Source organism: Embleya sp. NPDC059237, from assembly GCF_042754105.1.
Taxonomy (GTDB): Bacteria; Actinomycetota; Actinomycetes; order Streptomycetales; family Streptomycetaceae; genus Embleya.
In genome coordinates, this window is sequence record NZ_JBHZAE010000015.1 from 167295 (window position 1) to 183221 (window position 15927).

A 15927-nucleotide genomic window follows, 5' to 3' on the forward strand; every position below is an offset into this window, starting at 1 on the left:
TGGGCCGCCGCCGGCGTGCGGGGCGCCGAGACCTGGGGTTTCCGACGAGGCGGGCGCGTTGGTCGGCTTAAAAGCGACCAGCAGCGGCGGGCAGGGAGGGCGCTCGGGTCGAGTCCTCCGGCAAGCCTTTCCGAGTCGGCCGGGCGCTTTCGACGGGCATTGCGCTGTTGGTCGCGTGTGGCCGGTGCGGGGCCGGTCGGAGTCGGTGATGGGCCGCCGCCGGCGTGCGGGGCGCCGAGACCTGGGGTTTCCGACGAGGCGGGCGCGTTGGTCGGCTTAAAAGCGACCAGCAGCGGCGGGCAGGGCGGGTGCTCGGGTCGAGTCCTCCGGCAAGCCTTTCCGAATGGGCCGGGCGCTTTCGACGGGCATTGCGCTGTTGGTCGCGTGTGGCCGGTGCGGGGCCGGTCGGAGTCGGTGATGGGCCGCCGCCGGCGTGCGGGGCGCCGAGACCTGGGGTTTCCGACGAGGCGAGTGCGTTGGTCGGCTTAAAAGCGACCAGCAGCGGCGGGCAGGGAGGGCGCTCGGGTCGAGTCCTCCGGCAAGCCTTTCCGAGTGGGCCGGGCGCTTTCGACGGGCATTGCGCTGTTGGTTGCGGGTGGCCGGTGCGGGGCCGGTCGGAGTCGGTGATGGGCCGCCGCCGGCGTGCGGGGCGCCGAGACTGCCGGTCTTCGGGGAGGCAGGTGTGTTGCTTGGCGAAAACCGGCCGGCAGCGGCGGACAGGGTGATGGTCGGGTCGAGTTTCCCGGGCGGCCTTCCCGAGTGGGTCGGGCAGGGCATTTCGAGGTGCGGTGGGCGTGTGGGGGCGGGAGTTCACGAAACCGGACGGCGTGGGGTGCCGTGGTCTCGGCGCGAGAGAAAACCGCAGGTCAGCGGGAAGGGAAGCCGCTTCGAGTGCCTCGGGATCCGGTTTCGGCTCCCACTGGGCACTTTCGGTCGGCTCGACGGCCTCTGCAAGGTCGCAGCGCCCGAAGCCGACCCCGATCGGGCAGTTTCGGTCCCCACAGCGGCGACGAGGAGGCCGGAACACACGAAACCGGCACTCGACACTCGAATTTCCACCCCGACCATGCAAAACCGCAGGTCACCGAAGCTCAAAGCCCACAACCATCCACCTCGATCCGGTTACGAACCCCAACACCCCTCCAAACACCTCCGAAACACCCCGACCCACCCGGGAAGGCACCCGGCGAACCCGACCCGACCACCACCCTGCCCGCCGCTGCCGGCCGGTTTTCGGTGAGCAACACGCTCACCTCGTCGGAAGCCGGAGTCTCGGAGCCCGCATGCCGGCGGCGGCCCACCACCGACTCCGACCGGCCCCGCACCAGCCCACGCAACCGCAAGCGCAACGCGCGCGGAAGCACCCGACCCACTCGGGAAGGCCCTCCGGAGGACTCGACCCGACCACCACCCTGCCCGCCGCTGCCGGCCGGTTTTCGCCAAGCAACACACCTGCCTCGCCGAAGACCGGCAGTCTCGGAGCCCCGCATGCCGGCGGCGGCCCACCACCGACTCCGACCAGCCCCGCACCAGTCACCCGTAACCAACAGCGCAACGCGCGCCGGAAGCGCCCGGCCCGCTCGGGAAGGCTCGCCGCGGACGCTGCCGCCTCGCCGGAAGCCCCACGTTCGGAGCCCGCACGCCGGCGGCAGCCCATCACCGGCTCGCATCGGCTCGGGCCGGCCCGAGCCGGCCACCCGCAGCCGCCGACTCGCCGTCCACCGCGTGGTGTTCAGCGGTGTCGTCGGGGTTAGGGGTCCTGGGGGTTCAGGGGTGGGATCTGGGTCGGGGTGTTCAAAGTGGTTTCTCGGCTGGTTTGCAACGCGCCCCTCAGGGTGGCTTCCTCGGACAGCTTGCCTGGCGTGATGGTGGGTTCCAGGTGGGGGGCCACTGCGCGGCGGCCGGACAGGGTGGTGTTGATGCCGTCGGTGAGCCAGGGGTACCAGGTTGCCAGGTAGCCGCCGAGGATTACCTCGGCCGGGTCGACCAGGCCGGTGATGGCCAGTACCGCGGCGCCGACCGCGCGGCCTGCGGCGGTGAGGGCTTCGGTTGCGGTCGGGTCGCCGGCTCGTAGGCGGTGGTCGAGTTCGGTCAGGGCCGCGTCGACGCCCTCGTGTGTGGCGATGTCGGCGAGGCCGGCGGCTGCGGTGAGGGGTTCGGGGCCGACGTACATGGCCAGGCAGCCGCGTGCGCCGCAGGGGCAGTCGGGGCCGTCGAAGGCGAGTGGGATGTGGCCCACCTCGCCGGCCAGGCCGTGGGTACCGGTGTGGATTCGGCCGCCCACCACCAGGCCGCCGCCGACGCCGGTGTCGGCCTTGATGTACGCGACGGCGTGCGGGAGTTCGCCGCCCTGTTCGGCGCGGGCGTGGTACTCGGCCAAGGCCGCCACGTTCGCGTCGTTGACCAGATCCACCGGGCAGGCCAGGTCCGGCAGGTGCGCCGTCACCAGTGCCCGCAGGTCGGTCCTGGCCCAGCCGAAGTCGATCGCGGCGGCGACGGTGTGGCCGGGCCCGGTGACCGGCCCGGCCATGGCGATCACGACCCGCGCGAGGTGTGCGTCGGGCCGTGTGCGGACCACCTCCTCGGCGCGACGGATGGCGTCGGCGAGTACGGCGGCCAGCGGCTCGGGGTCACCGAACGGCGCGTGGTGCGGGACGGACGCGCGGTGCACCACGTCGCCGGCCAGGTCGGCCGCCAGCACCTCGACCCGCTCCAGGGTCACCTGTACCGCGATCGCCACCACCCGCCCCGGCACCAGGCGCAACAACCGACGCGGCCGGCCCCGCCCGCCGGAGGAGGCCGAGCCGACCTCGGCCACCAGGCCGCGCCCGATCAGTTCGGCGGCCAGCGCGGTGACCGACGCGTGGACCAGGCCGGTGGCCGCCGCGACCTCCGTCCGCGCGCACGGCCCGTGGGCGGCGATCTCACGCAGGACCAGCGCCAGGTTGTGACGCCGCACGGCGGCGGTATCGGTGGGGCTGGGGCCAAGGCCGGGGCCAGGCCCGGGGCTGGGGCCCGGACCCGGGTCGGGCGTAGCGGCGGTGTTCACGTCGTCGATTGTGCCCTGGCCTCGCCCCGCTCCGGTGATTATTTTTTTCAACTCTTGCAATATTTATTGGCCCGGGTCGATACTCACCGACAAGACCCCGACAAGACCGTCGTACCAGTCGAACGCCGACCACCCCCGACCCCCGCACTCAAGGATCGCCCGTGTCCCAGCAGCCCCTCGTCACCACCACCCTGGGCCCCGTCCGGGGTGTGTGGCAGGACCGGTCCGCCCGCTTCCTGGGCATCCCCTACGCCAAGCCGCCCGTCGGCGACCTCCGCTTCGCCGCCCCCGAGGTCCCGGAGCCGTGGACCGAGCCACTGGCCGCCACGGCCTACGGGCCCACCGCCCAGCGTCGCGGCTTCGGCGAGGGGCCGACGATCATCCCCGAGCCGTCGATCCCGGGCGATGACGTACTCAACCTCAACGTGTTCACCCCCGACCCCACCCCGAACGCCGCGCTGCCCGTACTGGTCTGGATCCACGGCGGCGGCTTCGTGGCCGGCTCGGCCGCCAGTCCCTGGTACGACGGCCGTACCTTCAACCGCGACGGCGTGGTCCTGGTCTCGCTCGGCTACCGACTCGGCATCGAGGGTTTCCTGCACCTGGCGGACGCGCCCGACAACCGGGCCGTACTGGACTGGATCGCCGCCCTGCGCTGGGTCCGCGACAACATCGCGGCCTTCGGCGGCGACCCCGCCAAGGTGACCATCGCCGGCCAGTCGGCCGGGGGCGGCGCGGTCCAGACGTTGATGGCCACCCCGTCCGCGCACGAGTTGTTCCGGGCCGGCATCGCGGTCTCCGGCGCGGTGATGGACCCGCAGCGCCGCGCGGACGGCCTCGCCGTGGCCGCGCGCTTCACCGCCCGCACCGGCCTGCCCGCCACCGCCGCCGCGCTGCGCGACCTCTCGCACGAGGAACTACAGCGCCTGCAGGACCTGGTCACCGCGCCCGAGGACGGCGCCGCGCCGCTGCCCGAACTGCTCCTCGCGCCGTTCGCCGACGGCGAGTTGATCCCCGAGGACGTGCACGGCGCGTTCCGGGACGGCTCGGCCTCTCCGGCCCCGCTGATGCTCGGCGCGACCCACCACGAGTTCAACTTCGCCGCCGAACTCGGCATGGCGGACGCCCCGGTCGAGGCCGCCGTCGGCGTACTCGGCTCGATCGGCCTGTCGCCCGAGGGCACCGCGGCCTACCTCGCGCTGCACGAGGGCGCGACTCCCGCCGGGGTGATCGGCCAGGCGATCACCGACTCGCTGTTCCGGGTCGCCGCCTCGTCGATCGCCGAAGCGCGGGCGGGCCAGGACCGGCCGACCTGGATGTACGCCTTCGAATGGCGCTCCACCACCCCGATGTTCGCCGGCCAGGCGTTCCACTGCCTCGACCTGCCGTTCGCCTTCGACCTGTTGGGCGCCGAGCGCGCGCAGGACGCGACCGGCCCCGACGCGCCCGTCGCGCTGGCCGAGGCGATGCATGGGGCCTGGGTGTCGTTCGTCCGCGACCTCGACCCGGGGCGGTCCTGGCCGCGCTACACCCGCTCGGGGCGCGAGACGATGGTGTGGGACACGACGCCCCACGTCGCCGCTGACACCCTGGCCGCCGAACGCGAGATCTGGGCAACGCGCTCGGTTCCGACGACAACCTGATCGGGGACGGCCCATGGCGGGCCGGTACGACTGCCGACGGTGCCCGGTCCCGGGTGGGGCATGCCCACCCGGGACGGCCGTCCGCGCATGAGGGTCACGCGGTGGCGCGGTCCGCCCGCGGGCGGGTCACGCCGTGGTGCCGGCGAGCCAGTCGCGGTAGGTCGGGCCCGCGAGGGTGGCGTGCGGGCCGGGGAGCAGGCCGCCGTTCTCGAACAGGTCGCGATCCGGGTTGGCCGGGTCGCTCACCTCCTCGACGCGGACCGTGTGGCCGCGCCGTTCGAGCACCAGTCGCGCCATCTCGGCGAGGTTCTCCTCGCGCGGACCAGCGATCTCCGCGAACGGGGTACCCGCCGTCTCCGCGATCGGCCCGTCACCGGTGGCCAGTTCGACCAGGCCCTCCGCCACGGCCCGCGCGCCGATCAGCTGGGTACGCATCCTCGGCACGTAGCACACCTCGCCGCGCATCCCCCAGCCCGCCAACTCCTCGACGAACTCGTGGAATTGCGCCGCCCGCAGGATCCGCACCGGCACCGGCCCGGCCAGTACGGCCTGCTCGTGGGCCAGCTTGGCCGCGTTGTAGCCCGCGACCGAGGCGTCGATCCCGATGATCGAGGCGACCACCATGCGCCGCACGCCGGTCTTGGCGGCCGCCGCCTGGAGGTTGCGCGCCGACGTGGTGAAGAACTCGGTGGCCTCCTGTTGGTCGGGCGAGGGTGTGCTGGACACGTCGATGACGCAGCCGACACCCTCCAGCGCCTCGGTGAGCCCCGCACCGGTGATCACATCCACGCCGGTGGACCGCGAGATCGCGACCACGTCGTGCCCGCGCTCCCGGAGCACGTCGACCACGTGCCGCCCGGCCCGACCGGTGGCTCCGACGACCGCGATCCTCGAACCAGTCTCCATGGTGTTCTCCCTCTTCGTATCCGTCCCGGGGCCGCTCGGCCCCGATGTGCTGCGACACCACGTTGACGATGCCGGGCACCCCCGTGTGACACCCGCGAGCAACCTATTTCAAACTCGAGTCGCGCAAGATTCGACCCCCTCGGCACCGTCGTGGGCGACCGGGCAGGATGGGGTGGCATGACGCAGAATGTGGACGCCGTCTCGGCATTGATCATCGTGGACGTACAGGTGGCCTTCGTCACCGGCGAAAGTGCGGTCCCGGACTCCGCGCGTGTGCTGGATCGGGTCGGCGCCCTGCTCGCCGAGGCACGGGCGCGCGGGTCGCTGGTGGTGCATCTCCAGAACGACGGAGCGGTCGGCGCGGACGACGAAACCGGTTCCCCCGGTTGGGAGTTGATGCTGCCGGTACGGCCCGGTCCCCGCGAGGTGGTGATCCGCAAGACCGAGGACGACGGTTTCGACGGTACGTCGCTGGCCGATGTCCTGGCCACGGCGAAGGTGGCCGGCGTCGCCGTGTGCGGCGTGATGTCCGAGATGTGCGTGGGAGCGACCGCGCGGGCCGCGCTGGAACGCGGCTACCGGGTGGTACTGCCGCACGACGCGCACGCCACGTACGACATCCCGGCCGCGCCCGGGATCAGCGAGGCGGTACCGGCCCCGATGGTCTCGCGGGTGGCCGAATGGGCGCTGGGCGACGAGGTCGAGATCGTCCCGCACGCCGAGGACGTCGTCTTCACCACCGCCGGCACGGACACCGCCCGCCCCGAAGGCGCGGAACACCCGGCGTAGCGCGGTCCACCGGCGCGGTACCCGCCGCCGCACCGTCAACGGTGGTCGTCCCTCAGGTCGGGGCCGGTCGGCCCACGAGTTCGCCGGCTTCGCACAGCCGATCCAGGCCGTACGCCCGGACCGATTCGGCCAACCGGTAGCGGGGGCCGCCGGGTTCGATCGTCATCGCGACGAGGGAGCGGTCCACCAGACGCGTCAGGGCGTCGACGACATCGAGGTCGCCGCCGCCCGCCCCGGCGACCTCGATCACGTCCGGGAGCCGCCGGCCGCCCTCGGCCACCGACAGGCGGCGCAGCACGGCCTGTTCGGGTGGGGACAGCAGTTCCCAACTCCAGTCGAGGGTGGCGCGCAGGGTGCGGTGTCGGGTCGGGCCGGCCCGGCGGCTCGTAGCCACGATCGCGAATCGATCGTCCAGGCGGGCGGCCACCTCCGCCACGCCGAGGCCGCGTACCCGGCCGGCGGCCAGTTCCAGTGCGAGCGGGATTCCGTCCAGACGACGGCAGATCGTGGCCACGTCGGCGGCGTTGTCGGCATCGAGACAAAAGCCCGGTACGGTCGCGGCGACGCGCTCGACGAACAGCTCCACCGCCGCATGGCCCATCGCATCCTCCGGTGCCGCCTCGGGCGCGGGCACCGGCAGGGGCGGAACGGGCCACAACCGCTCGCCCGGTACGGCCAGCGGCTCCCGACCGGTGGCCAGAATCCGCAGACCGGGCACCGCCCGAAGCAGCCCCTCGGCGACGGTGGCAACCGCGTCGACGACGTGCTCGCAGGTGTCCAACACCAGGAGGAGCCGCCGAGACGCCAACACGGCGGCCAACAGGCGTGGTTCGCCGCCGACTCCCGGGGCCAGGCCCAGCTCCCGGGCGATCGTCGCGGCGACGTCGGCCGGGGTCGCGGTGGCGCGGTCAAGCTCCACAAGATCGACGAATCCGACCGCCTCGATGCCTGGGAGGCCATCGGCACCCGGCGGTGGTGCGTCCCGGGCCGCCTCGACCGCCAGCGCGGTTTTGCCCACACCACCGGGACCGGTCAGCGTGACCAGCCGTTCCCTGGCCATCAGCGCCCGCACCCGAGCCACCGCATCCGCCCGACCGACCAACGGTGCGAGCGCGACGGGCAACCCGACCGGCACGGACGAAGCAGCGGCAAACGCGACGGAACCCGAGCCTGAGCCCGAAAGCGAGCCCGAGCCCGAAAGCGAACCAGAGCCGGAGTCGGGAACAGAACCCGCCTCCGCTGCCGAATCCGAAACCCATTCCGGCGCAAGGGCCGCCCCCACTCGGGACTCCACCATCACCGAACCCCGCGCAGTCGCCTGCAACCCGGGATCCTGTCTGAGGATCCGCTCGTACAGCGCCGCCGACTCCGGCCCCGGATCCACGCCCAGTTCGTCCGCGAGCCGCTCGCGCAGTTCCGCGTACACCGCCAACGCCTCGCTCTGCCGGCCGGCCAGATACAGGGCGCGCATGTACACCGCGCGCAGCCGTTCACACAGCGGGTGACGGGTCACCAGGTCGCCGATCTCGTCGACCGGGGACGGTTGTTCGCCCAGGTCGAGCCGGGCCAGCGCGTGCTCTCCCTGCGCGGTGATCCGTTCCTTGTCCAGCCACACGGCCACCGAGCGGGCGAACTCCTCGTCGGCGACGTCGGCGTACGCGGGCCCGCGCCCCAGCGCCAACGCGTCGCTCAGCAGCATCTTCCGCGTCTGCGCGTCCTCGGTGATCCTGGCCCGCTCGACCAGGACCCGGAAGCGGCCCGCGTCCACGGCGTCGGGCGAGACGGCGAGGCGATAGCCGGGCGGTTGCCACACCACCAGGTCGCGTCCGCCCGGTTCGGCGGCTTCCAAGGCGCGGCGCAGTTGGGACACCCGGGTCTGCAGCGTGGCGACCGGGTTGCGCGGGAGTCGGCGGCCCCACAGGTCCTCGATCAGCCGGTCGGCCGGCACCGGTCGGCCCTCGTGAATCAGCAGATCCGCGAGCAGCGCGCGCACCTTCGCCTCCGGAATCGGCACCGGCGCGCCGTCCTTCGTCCAGACGGCCAGCGGGCCGAGCACCCCGAATCGCACCCTCGCACGCTACCCCACGCGGATCTACAGCCGATCGGAAGGAAACCGGAAGTGCGGTCCGCCAACGTATGAAGTGCCGCACCGACCGAGAGACAAGACAAGGAAGCCCCCGCGATGAACCCAAAGAACAACAACAACAGCACCGACAACTCCAACGGCACCGACGCCCCGCGCCCCTCCGTGAACCGGGAAATCCACTTGGTGTCGCGCCCGGTGGGTGAACCGCAGCCGGCGAACTTCGCATTGGTCGAGACGGAGATCCCGGAGCCCGCCGAAGGGCAGATCCTGGTTCGCAACACCTGGATGTCGGTGGACCCGTACATGCGCGGCCGGATGAACGACGACGCCTCCTACATCGTCCCGTTCGCGATCGGCGCCGTGCTGGAGGGCCACGCGGTCGGCGAGGTGGTGGCCTCCCGCAGCGCGGAGGTCGCCGTGGGCGCGACGGTGTCGCACTTCGCCGGATGGCGCGAGTATGCGGTGATCGACGGCGCCGAGGCCACCGTCCTGGACGTCTCGACCACCCGCCCGCAGGACCACCTCGGCGCACTGGGGCAGGTCGGCTTCACCGCCTACCTCGCGGTCGCCGAGGTCGCTCCGGTACGCCCGGGCGACGTCGTCTTCGTCTCCGGCGCCGCCGGTGCGGTGGGCAGCCTGGCCGGACAGATCGCCCGCAACCTCGGCGCATCCCGGGTGATCGGATCGGCCGGCGGGCCCGGGAAGGGGCGGATCCTGACGGACGTGTTCGGCTTCGACGCCGCCATCGACTACCGGGCCGGTTCGATCGCGGAGCAGTTGGCGAAGGCGGCGCCGGAGGGCATCGACGTGTACGTGGACAACGTCGGCGGAGACCACCTGGAGGCCGCGATCGGGGCGATGCGGATGCATGGGCGGGCCGCCATCGTCGGCATGATCAGCGGCTACAACGCCACCGAGCCGGTCCCGGGCCCGAGCAACCTCTACGACCTGGTGCTTCGGCAACTGACCCTGAAGGGCCTGCTCGTGGTCGACCACTACGACAAGTTCCCGGCCTACCTCACCCAGGCGACGACGTGGCTCGCGGACGGCAGCCTGCGCACCCGGGAAACGATCGTGCACGGCATCGACCGCGCCCCGGAAGCCTTCCTCGGCATGCTGCACGGCGCCAACACCGGCAAAATGCTGGTCCGCCTGTGAGGCCCGCCCCCGGCGGCGCGGGAGCGGGGATGCCCTTGACTTGTTCGGTCACTCCGCCTGGTGGACCACCGTGTCCGCACCCGGGCTCGGGAGGAGTCGGGTGGCTGCCGTGCGGTGGGTCAGTTCGGTGTTGAATGCCGTTGTCGTCAGGTCGCGGCGGAGTCGGTCGCGGGCCTCTTCGAAGGGTGGGGGGTTCGTCGACGGGGGTGCCGTGGCCAGGAGTTCGGTGTATCGGGCGCGCAACCTGGGCTCCGACAGGTCTACTTCGAGGGTGGCTGCCAGTGCCGCCGACCACTCGGCGGTCTCGGTGCGGGCGAAGCTCTCCTCGTCGTAGCGTGGTACCCCGGGGATCGGGCGGCCGGACGAGCGTGCCGCCTCTCGACGGGCGTTCTCCGTGTCCAGGCGGGTGCGGAAGCCCGCCTCGCTCGGGTCGGTCGACAGTCCGGCCTCGTACGCCCACCGGCGCAGCACGGTATCCGCGGCCGCCACCCGCAACGACCGCTCGACCAGTACCTCGTGCGGCGTGCGACCGGCGACCGGTGTGGCCCAGTAGGCGGCTCGCCCACCGTGCATCGGGAACTCGGCCACCACCTCCGCCCGCAGCCGCGCCGCCACCCGCCGCAGATGGGCAGCCGTCACCGGAACGTCGTCCACGGTCGCGACGACGGCGGCCGGATCGACGGTGGCGGCGGGCGGGGTCGCCGAGGACGAACCCGCCCGCCCGGTAGCCGCCGAGAACGGGTCGAGGAGAAGCACCGCGAGCGCCCCGGCCACGCCGAGCGCGGCGAAGCCGAGCGCAACACGCGCCGCCACCCGGCGCCGCGCAGCGGAATCGGCGCCCGCGGCACCCTCCACCACGCGACCCCGCGCGGCGGGACCGGCGCCCCGTGCCCCCGCGGCCCGTCCTCGGCGGGACATCAGACGACCTTCACGTCGAACACATGCAGGCCGGGCCCGGCGATCGGGCTGCCCGTCGGCAGGGTCACCGACGCCACCGTCCGGCCGGGGTCGATGGCGAGGGCGGCGACCCGTACCGTGACGTCCTCCTCGGAGCGGGCCGAGGCCGGCGTGCGGTAATCGGTCTGCGGTTTGTGGTGGTAGGCCGCCCGTACCGCAACCTGGTCGCTCGGGCCGGCCGTGGTGCTCCACCAGTCGCCGAGGGTCAGGGTCGCGGTCGTGGTGGTGCCGTCGGTGTAGGTGACGGTGGTCGTGCCGGTCTGTGCGCCGTACGCGCCCGCGCCCAGGACCACCAGGCGACTGCCGCTGCCGCCCAGCGCGATCCGCTGGCCGGCGGCCTTGACGTTGTCCGGCAGGCCGTACGCGCGCGGGTGCCACGTGAACTCGGCCCCGCCGGCGGTGACCCGGGCCCCCGGGACGTAGCCGGCCGCCGCGAGCGCCTGGCCGGAGTAGCTGCGGCCGGACAGGCCGAAGCCGCCGACGTTGGGATTGGCGTCGTCGCCGACCCCGACGTTGTTGTAGGCGGCGGCGATCGAGGGGTACAGCGGCGGCGCGGCCACCGCCGGGCCGTTGTACGCACCCCGGTTGACCCCCGCCCCGTCGGCCGGGACGGCGTTGCCGAAGTAGTCGCTCGTGCCGAGCCCGGGGACGGCGACTCCCGTACCCAGCGCGGGAGATCCGGCGAGCAGCGCGTAACCTGCCGCGTCGGTGCGGCCGGTCGCCGTACCCGGTGCGGCCAACCTGGGATCGGTGGTCACGGCGGAGGTGTCGCCGGTGGGCGCGGTGAATCCGCCGTGGTAGACGTTGGCCCGATAGTCGACGCCCGTGCCGGTGGGCAGCGCACCCTGGCCCGCGACGAAGACGTTGTTGGCGACGAGGGTGTTCGCGCCGGGACCGTTGGGGAGTTCGACGTCGAGCTTCTTGCTCGGGCAGAAGAAGGTGTTGTTGTACATCCGCAGCGGACTGGTGTTGTCCCCCGAGGCGTTGGCCCTGATCCGGCAGTCGTCCTGGGCGATGTTGAAGCGCAGCACCTGGGTGGCGTGGAAGTTGCCGAAGGAGGTGCAGTTCTGGCAACCCAGGTAGAAACCGCCGCCGTTGTCGTGCGAGTAGTTGTACTGGTAGGTGCACGATCCGGTGATCGCGCCGTCGCAGTCCCACGCGGTGGAGTCGAAGATCGACGGCCGCTGCCGGGTGACCTCGTTGTATTGGAACACCGGGTCGCGCGAGTTGATCGGCCACATGCCGGCGAAGTTGCCGTTCAGATACGGGTACTTGCCGCCTCCGCCGTCGTCGAAGAGGTTGTACTCGACAAGCGGCGCGTCCGAGCCGTGCACCACGATGCCGTCGCCGCCGACGCTGCGGATGCTGTTCGCCCGGATCAGTACGTCGCGGTGGAAGTCGGCGGGCTTGACCGAGATCTTGATGCCGCCGCCACCGGTGTCGTGGACCTGGTTGTCGGCGATGGTGATGCCCTCGATCGGGCCGGCGGTCGCCTTGCCGAGCACGATGATGCCGGCCGACGCGGAGAACCAGCCCGCGTTGGTACCGGTCTTGTCACTCCAGCCGGCGACATCGGAGACCTCCAGGTCGCGCAGCACGATCCCGTACTTGCGGTCCGGGGTGGTGGTGTCGACCTGAACTCCGGTACGCAGCGCCTGAGTCGGCGCCGGGTTGGTCACGTGCAGGCCCTGTACGGTCCACCAGCTCTGGTCGACCAGGCGGAGGGTGGAGGGGCCGCCGGTGCCCTGCACGATCGGGCGCGGGCCTTCGCCGTAGGCGCCGATCGTGACGGGGTTGCCGGGGGCGCCGTTGCCCTTGGGTTGCAGCGTGCCGACGCAGACGGTGCCGGCGCGGAGCAGGATGCGGTCGCCTCCGGCGTAGGTGCGGGAGTTGACGGCGCTCAGGTCGCCGAGCGGGTCGTCTGGGCTGCCGCCGCCGTCGGGTCGGCCCACACCGCAGTCGACGTAGGTCGTGGTGGGGCCGGCCGTCGCGGCGCCGGCGGTCGGGGCGAGAGCGGCCAGGCCGGCCAGGCTCGCGATGAGGGTTGTCGCCAAAGTGGCGGCAATCGGTCTGAAGCCGTGCATGTGACCTCCGGTCGAGGGGGTCTTGCAAGTGCATCCGGCGGGGGCCGGAAGAGTGTGGCTCGAAAACGCCGGCCGGGCTGAAGTGGCTTGGGTACGAACAGCCCGGACCGAAATCACTCGGCCTGGGGTGGCCTCAAACGCCGGCCGGGCTGAAGTGACCGGCCCGGGGTGGCCTCGGACGCCAGCCGGGCTGGAGCGGGTATTCGAGGTCGACCCCGGCCGACGCCCGAAGGCGGGGTTCGGGCGTCGGGGCGGACGGGGGGTCAGGCCGAGCGTGTGAGCGTGGCCGGTTCCACCTCGTGGGCGAACGGCACGCCCCGGGTGTAGCGGTCCAGTTCGTCGAGGGCCGAGGCGACCATGCGGCGGAGTTCACCGCCGAGGGAGCCCGCGATGTGCGGGGTCAGCAGGACGTTGGGCAGGTCGTAGAGCGGGGACGCGGGCGGGAGCACGTCGGGCTCCGTGACGTCGATGACCGCGTCCAGGCGGCCCGCCACCAGCTCTTCCGTAAGGGCTTCCTGGTCCACCAGCGAGCCGCGCGCGGTGTTGATCAACGTGGCGCCGTCCCGCATCAGGGCCAGCCGGCGGCGGTCCAACAGGTGGTGGGTGGACTCCAGTTCGGGGGCGTGCACGCTGACCACGTCGGAGCGGCGCATCAGTTCGTCCAGGTCCACCCGTCGCGCGCCCAGTGCCTCGGCCTGATCGGTGGTCACGTACGGGTCGTGCAGCAGCAGTTCGAAGTCGAACGGGCGCAGCAGTTCGAGCACACGCCGGCCGATCCGGGACGCGCCGACGATCCCGATGGTGCGCCGGTAGTTGCCGAACCCCGGGAACCGGGCGTCCCAGTCGACCAGGCGCCGCTCCGCGCGGTAGGCGTCCCGGATCCGCAGCACCCGCTTGTTGGCGAACAGCACGGCGGCGACGGTGTATTCGGCAACCGGCAGCGCGTTGGCCGCCGCTCCGGAGGAGACGATCAGCCCGCGCGCCCAGGCCGCGTCGGTGAGGTGGTGCTTGACCGATCCGGCCGCGTGCACCACGGCACGCAGCCTCGGCGCACGGGCCAGGGCCGCCTCGTCCAGGGGCGCGCTGCCCCAGCAGGTGAACAGCACCTCGGCCTCGGCCAGCGCCGCGACCGCGTCGGGGGCGGCGAAGTCGGCCGCGATCAGGTCCAGGTCGACCTCGGCGAGCGCGGCCAGTCGGGTCCGGGCCTCGTCGTCCAGGATGCGGGCGGCCACGGCCGGGTCCATCGCGAGCAATACCCTCGGTCGCCGCCGCTCCGGGCCGCCGAGTCGGGTGGTGGTGGTAGTCGTACCGTCGGTCACTTGACGCTCCCCGCGGACAGCCCCGAACGCCAGTGGCGCTGGAGCGAGACGAAGGCGACGACCAGCGGGACGACGGCCATCAACGATCCGGTGATCACCAGCGGGTAGAACTCGGGCGACGCGTGCGCGTTGGTGTTCCACGAGTACAGGCCCAGGCTCACCGGGTAGAGCTTCTGGTCGGAGAGCATCACCAGGGGCAGGAAGAAGTTGTTCCAGATCGCGGTGAACTGGAACAGGAAGATGGTCACGAAGCCCGGCATCATCATCGGCAGGGCCACCGAGCGGAAGGTGCGGATCTCGCCGGCGCCGTCCATCCGGGCCGCTTCCAATACCTCTCCGGGGATGTATCCGGCGCTGAACACCCGCGCCAGGTAGACCCCGAAGGGGTTGACGATCACCGGGATGAACACCGCCCAGAAGGTGTTGACCAGGCCCACCTTGGAGGCGAGCAGGTACAGCGGCAGCGCCACCGCGGTGGTGGGCACGAGTACGCCCAGCAGCACGCCGCCGAACAACTTCTCCTTCCCGGGGAAGTCGAACTTGTCGAACGCGTAGCCGGCCAGCACGCTCACGAACGAGCCCAGAGCGGCGCCGACGCCCGCGTACAGCAGGCTGTTGAGGTACCAGCGCCAGTAGATCCCGTCGCTCTCGTTGTTCACCGCCTTGACGTTCTCGGTGAAGTGGAATCCGTCGAAGGCGAAGCCGTCGCCGCCGAACAGGCCGCCCATGTCCTTGGTTGCGGCGATCAGCAACCAGGCCAGCGGCAGCAGCATGTAGAGGGTGGCCAGGACCAGGGCGCCGTTGACCGCGATCCTGGACATCAGCGCCTCGGTGGCGCGGCCCTTGGCGCGGGGGCGGCGGGCGGGTCGGCCGGTGCGGGCGGGGGTCGGCGCGGGCGCGTCGGCCGCGGCGCCGCCCGAGCCCGGGTGCTGCACGGTGGTGCTCATGCGGTCCTCCGTCCGGACGACAGGCGGGTGACGCCGAACGACAGCGCCGCGGCGAACACGGCCAGCAGCACCGAGGCGGCGGCGGCCAAGCCGAAGTCGTTGGCGCGGAAAGCGGCCGAGTAGGCGTACATGTTGGGCGTCCAGGAGCTGCCGACGGCCGGATTGGCGTCGCTGAGGATGGACGGCTCGGTGAACAGTTGCAGCGAGCCGATGATGGTGAACAACATCGTCATGGCGACGGCGGCGCGGATCATCGGGATCTTCACCGACACCGCGATGCGCACCGGTCCGGCGCCGTCGACGGTGGCCGCCTCGACCACCTCGCGCGGGATCGCCTGGAGCGCGGCGTAGAAGATGATCATGTTGTAGCCGATCCACTCCCACGTGGCGATGTTGACGATCGAGAACAGCGCGGTGTCCGAGGCCAGGAAGTCCCAGTGCAGACCGCCGGATTCGAGCAGGTCGATGATCGGGCTCAGGCCGGGGGTGTACAGGTAGACCCAGATCAGCGCGGCGATGATGCCGGGCACCGCGTGCGGCAGGAACAGCGCGAGTTGGAAGAACCTGCGGGCCCGGGCCAGCGCCGAGTCGAGCAGCAGCGCCAGCGCCAGTGCGGCACCGACCATGATCGGGATGTACAGCAGGCAGTACAGGCCGATCGCGATGAAACCGTCGCGGAACTTGTCGTCGCCGAGCGCGTCGGCGTAGTTGCCGAGGCCGGTGAACACCCGTCTGGTGCCGCCGAAGCCCAGGCCCGAGGTCTTCTCGGTGAACAGGCTGAGCCAGATCGCGTACCCGATCGGCACGATCATGGTGGCGATGAACAGCACGTAGAACGGGGTCAGGAACAGGGCGGCGGTGGTCTTCCGGCGCCGGCGGCCGGCGCGCAGGGATGAGTTCATGGAGTGGAGCTGCTTCCTGGTGGCGGTCCCCCGACGCGCGACGGCGCGGCGCGCGTCGGGGGCCTGCGGATCTCGGATCCGGAATCG

General features: G+C 72.0%; 11 protein-coding genes. 3 read left to right on the forward strand and 8 right to left on the reverse strand.

The features are described 5' to 3' along the window. Window positions 1–1750: 1750 nt before the first annotated feature. The gene (locus ACFXKZ_RS37215; protein WP_380007209.1) at window positions 1751–2959 is read right to left on the reverse strand and encodes an ROK family protein; all 1209 of its coding nucleotides are present in this window, start codon (window positions 2957–2959) and stop codon (window positions 1751–1753) included. A gap of 251 nt (window positions 2960–3210) precedes the next feature. Here ACFXKZ_RS37215 and ACFXKZ_RS37220 point away from each other — a divergent pair, with 251 nt between their 5' ends. Continuing rightward, the gene (locus ACFXKZ_RS37220; RefSeq protein ID WP_380007212.1) at window positions 3211–4692 is read left to right on the forward strand and encodes a carboxylesterase/lipase family protein; all 1482 of its coding nucleotides are present in this window, start codon (window positions 3211–3213) and stop codon (window positions 4690–4692) included. Window positions 4693–4818: 126 nt separating this feature from the next. On the opposite strand, the gene ACFXKZ_RS37225 is transcribed toward ACFXKZ_RS37220, so the two are convergent. Further along, the gene (locus tag ACFXKZ_RS37225; RefSeq protein ID WP_380007215.1) at window positions 4819–5598 is read right to left on the reverse strand and encodes an SDR family oxidoreductase; all 780 of its coding nucleotides are present in this window, start codon (window positions 5596–5598) and stop codon (window positions 4819–4821) included. A gap of 177 nt (window positions 5599–5775) precedes the next feature. On the opposite strand from ACFXKZ_RS37225, the gene ACFXKZ_RS37230 reads away from it, so the two are divergent. Next, window positions 5776–6387, forward strand: a complete 612-nt coding sequence (locus tag ACFXKZ_RS37230; RefSeq protein ID WP_380007218.1) for an isochorismatase family protein — start codon at window positions 5776–5778, stop codon at window positions 6385–6387. Window positions 6388–6439: 52 nt separating this feature from the next. On the opposite strand, the gene ACFXKZ_RS37235 is transcribed toward ACFXKZ_RS37230, so the two are convergent. Then, a complete protein-coding gene (locus ACFXKZ_RS37235) occupies window positions 6440–8455 on the reverse strand; it encodes a BTAD domain-containing putative transcriptional regulator (RefSeq protein WP_380007221.1) in 2016 nt (671 codons plus the stop codon). A gap of 114 nt (window positions 8456–8569) precedes the next feature. Between ACFXKZ_RS37235 and ACFXKZ_RS37240 the strand changes: the two genes are divergently transcribed. After that, entirely contained in the window at window positions 8570–9631 is a 1062-nt protein-coding gene (locus ACFXKZ_RS37240) for an NADP-dependent oxidoreductase (RefSeq protein WP_380007224.1), read from the forward strand. A 48-nt stretch (window positions 9632–9679) separates the two neighbouring features. Here the strand turns inward: ACFXKZ_RS37240 and ACFXKZ_RS37245 are convergent, their stop codons facing one another. The 5 genes from ACFXKZ_RS37245 to ACFXKZ_RS37265 form a co-directional block, all read right to left on the reverse strand. Next, window positions 9680–10444, reverse strand: coding sequence for a hypothetical protein (locus tag ACFXKZ_RS37245; RefSeq protein WP_380007227.1), 765 nt, complete (start codon window positions 10442–10444; stop codon window positions 9680–9682). A gap of 104 nt (window positions 10445–10548) precedes the next feature. Next, on the reverse strand, window positions 10549–12672 hold the full coding sequence (locus ACFXKZ_RS37250) for a right-handed parallel beta-helix repeat-containing protein (protein WP_380007230.1): 2124 nt from the start codon (window positions 12670–12672) through the stop codon (window positions 10549–10551). Window positions 12673–12935: 263 nt separating this feature from the next. Continuing rightward, window positions 12936–13916, reverse strand: coding sequence for a hydroxyacid dehydrogenase (locus ACFXKZ_RS37255; protein WP_380007451.1), 981 nt, complete (start codon window positions 13914–13916; stop codon window positions 12936–12938). A gap of 71 nt (window positions 13917–13987) precedes the next feature. After that, complete coding sequence (locus ACFXKZ_RS37260) at window positions 13988–14938, reverse strand: carbohydrate ABC transporter permease (RefSeq protein ID WP_380007233.1); 951 nt, start codon at window positions 14936–14938, stop codon at window positions 13988–13990. Next, window positions 14935–15840 (reverse strand): carbohydrate ABC transporter permease, encoded by a 906-nt coding sequence (locus tag ACFXKZ_RS37265; RefSeq protein WP_380007236.1) that lies wholly within the window; start codon window positions 15838–15840, stop codon window positions 14935–14937. The genes ACFXKZ_RS37260 and ACFXKZ_RS37265 overlap by 4 nt, the downstream gene beginning before the upstream one ends. Window positions 15841–15927 lie beyond the last annotated feature (87 nt).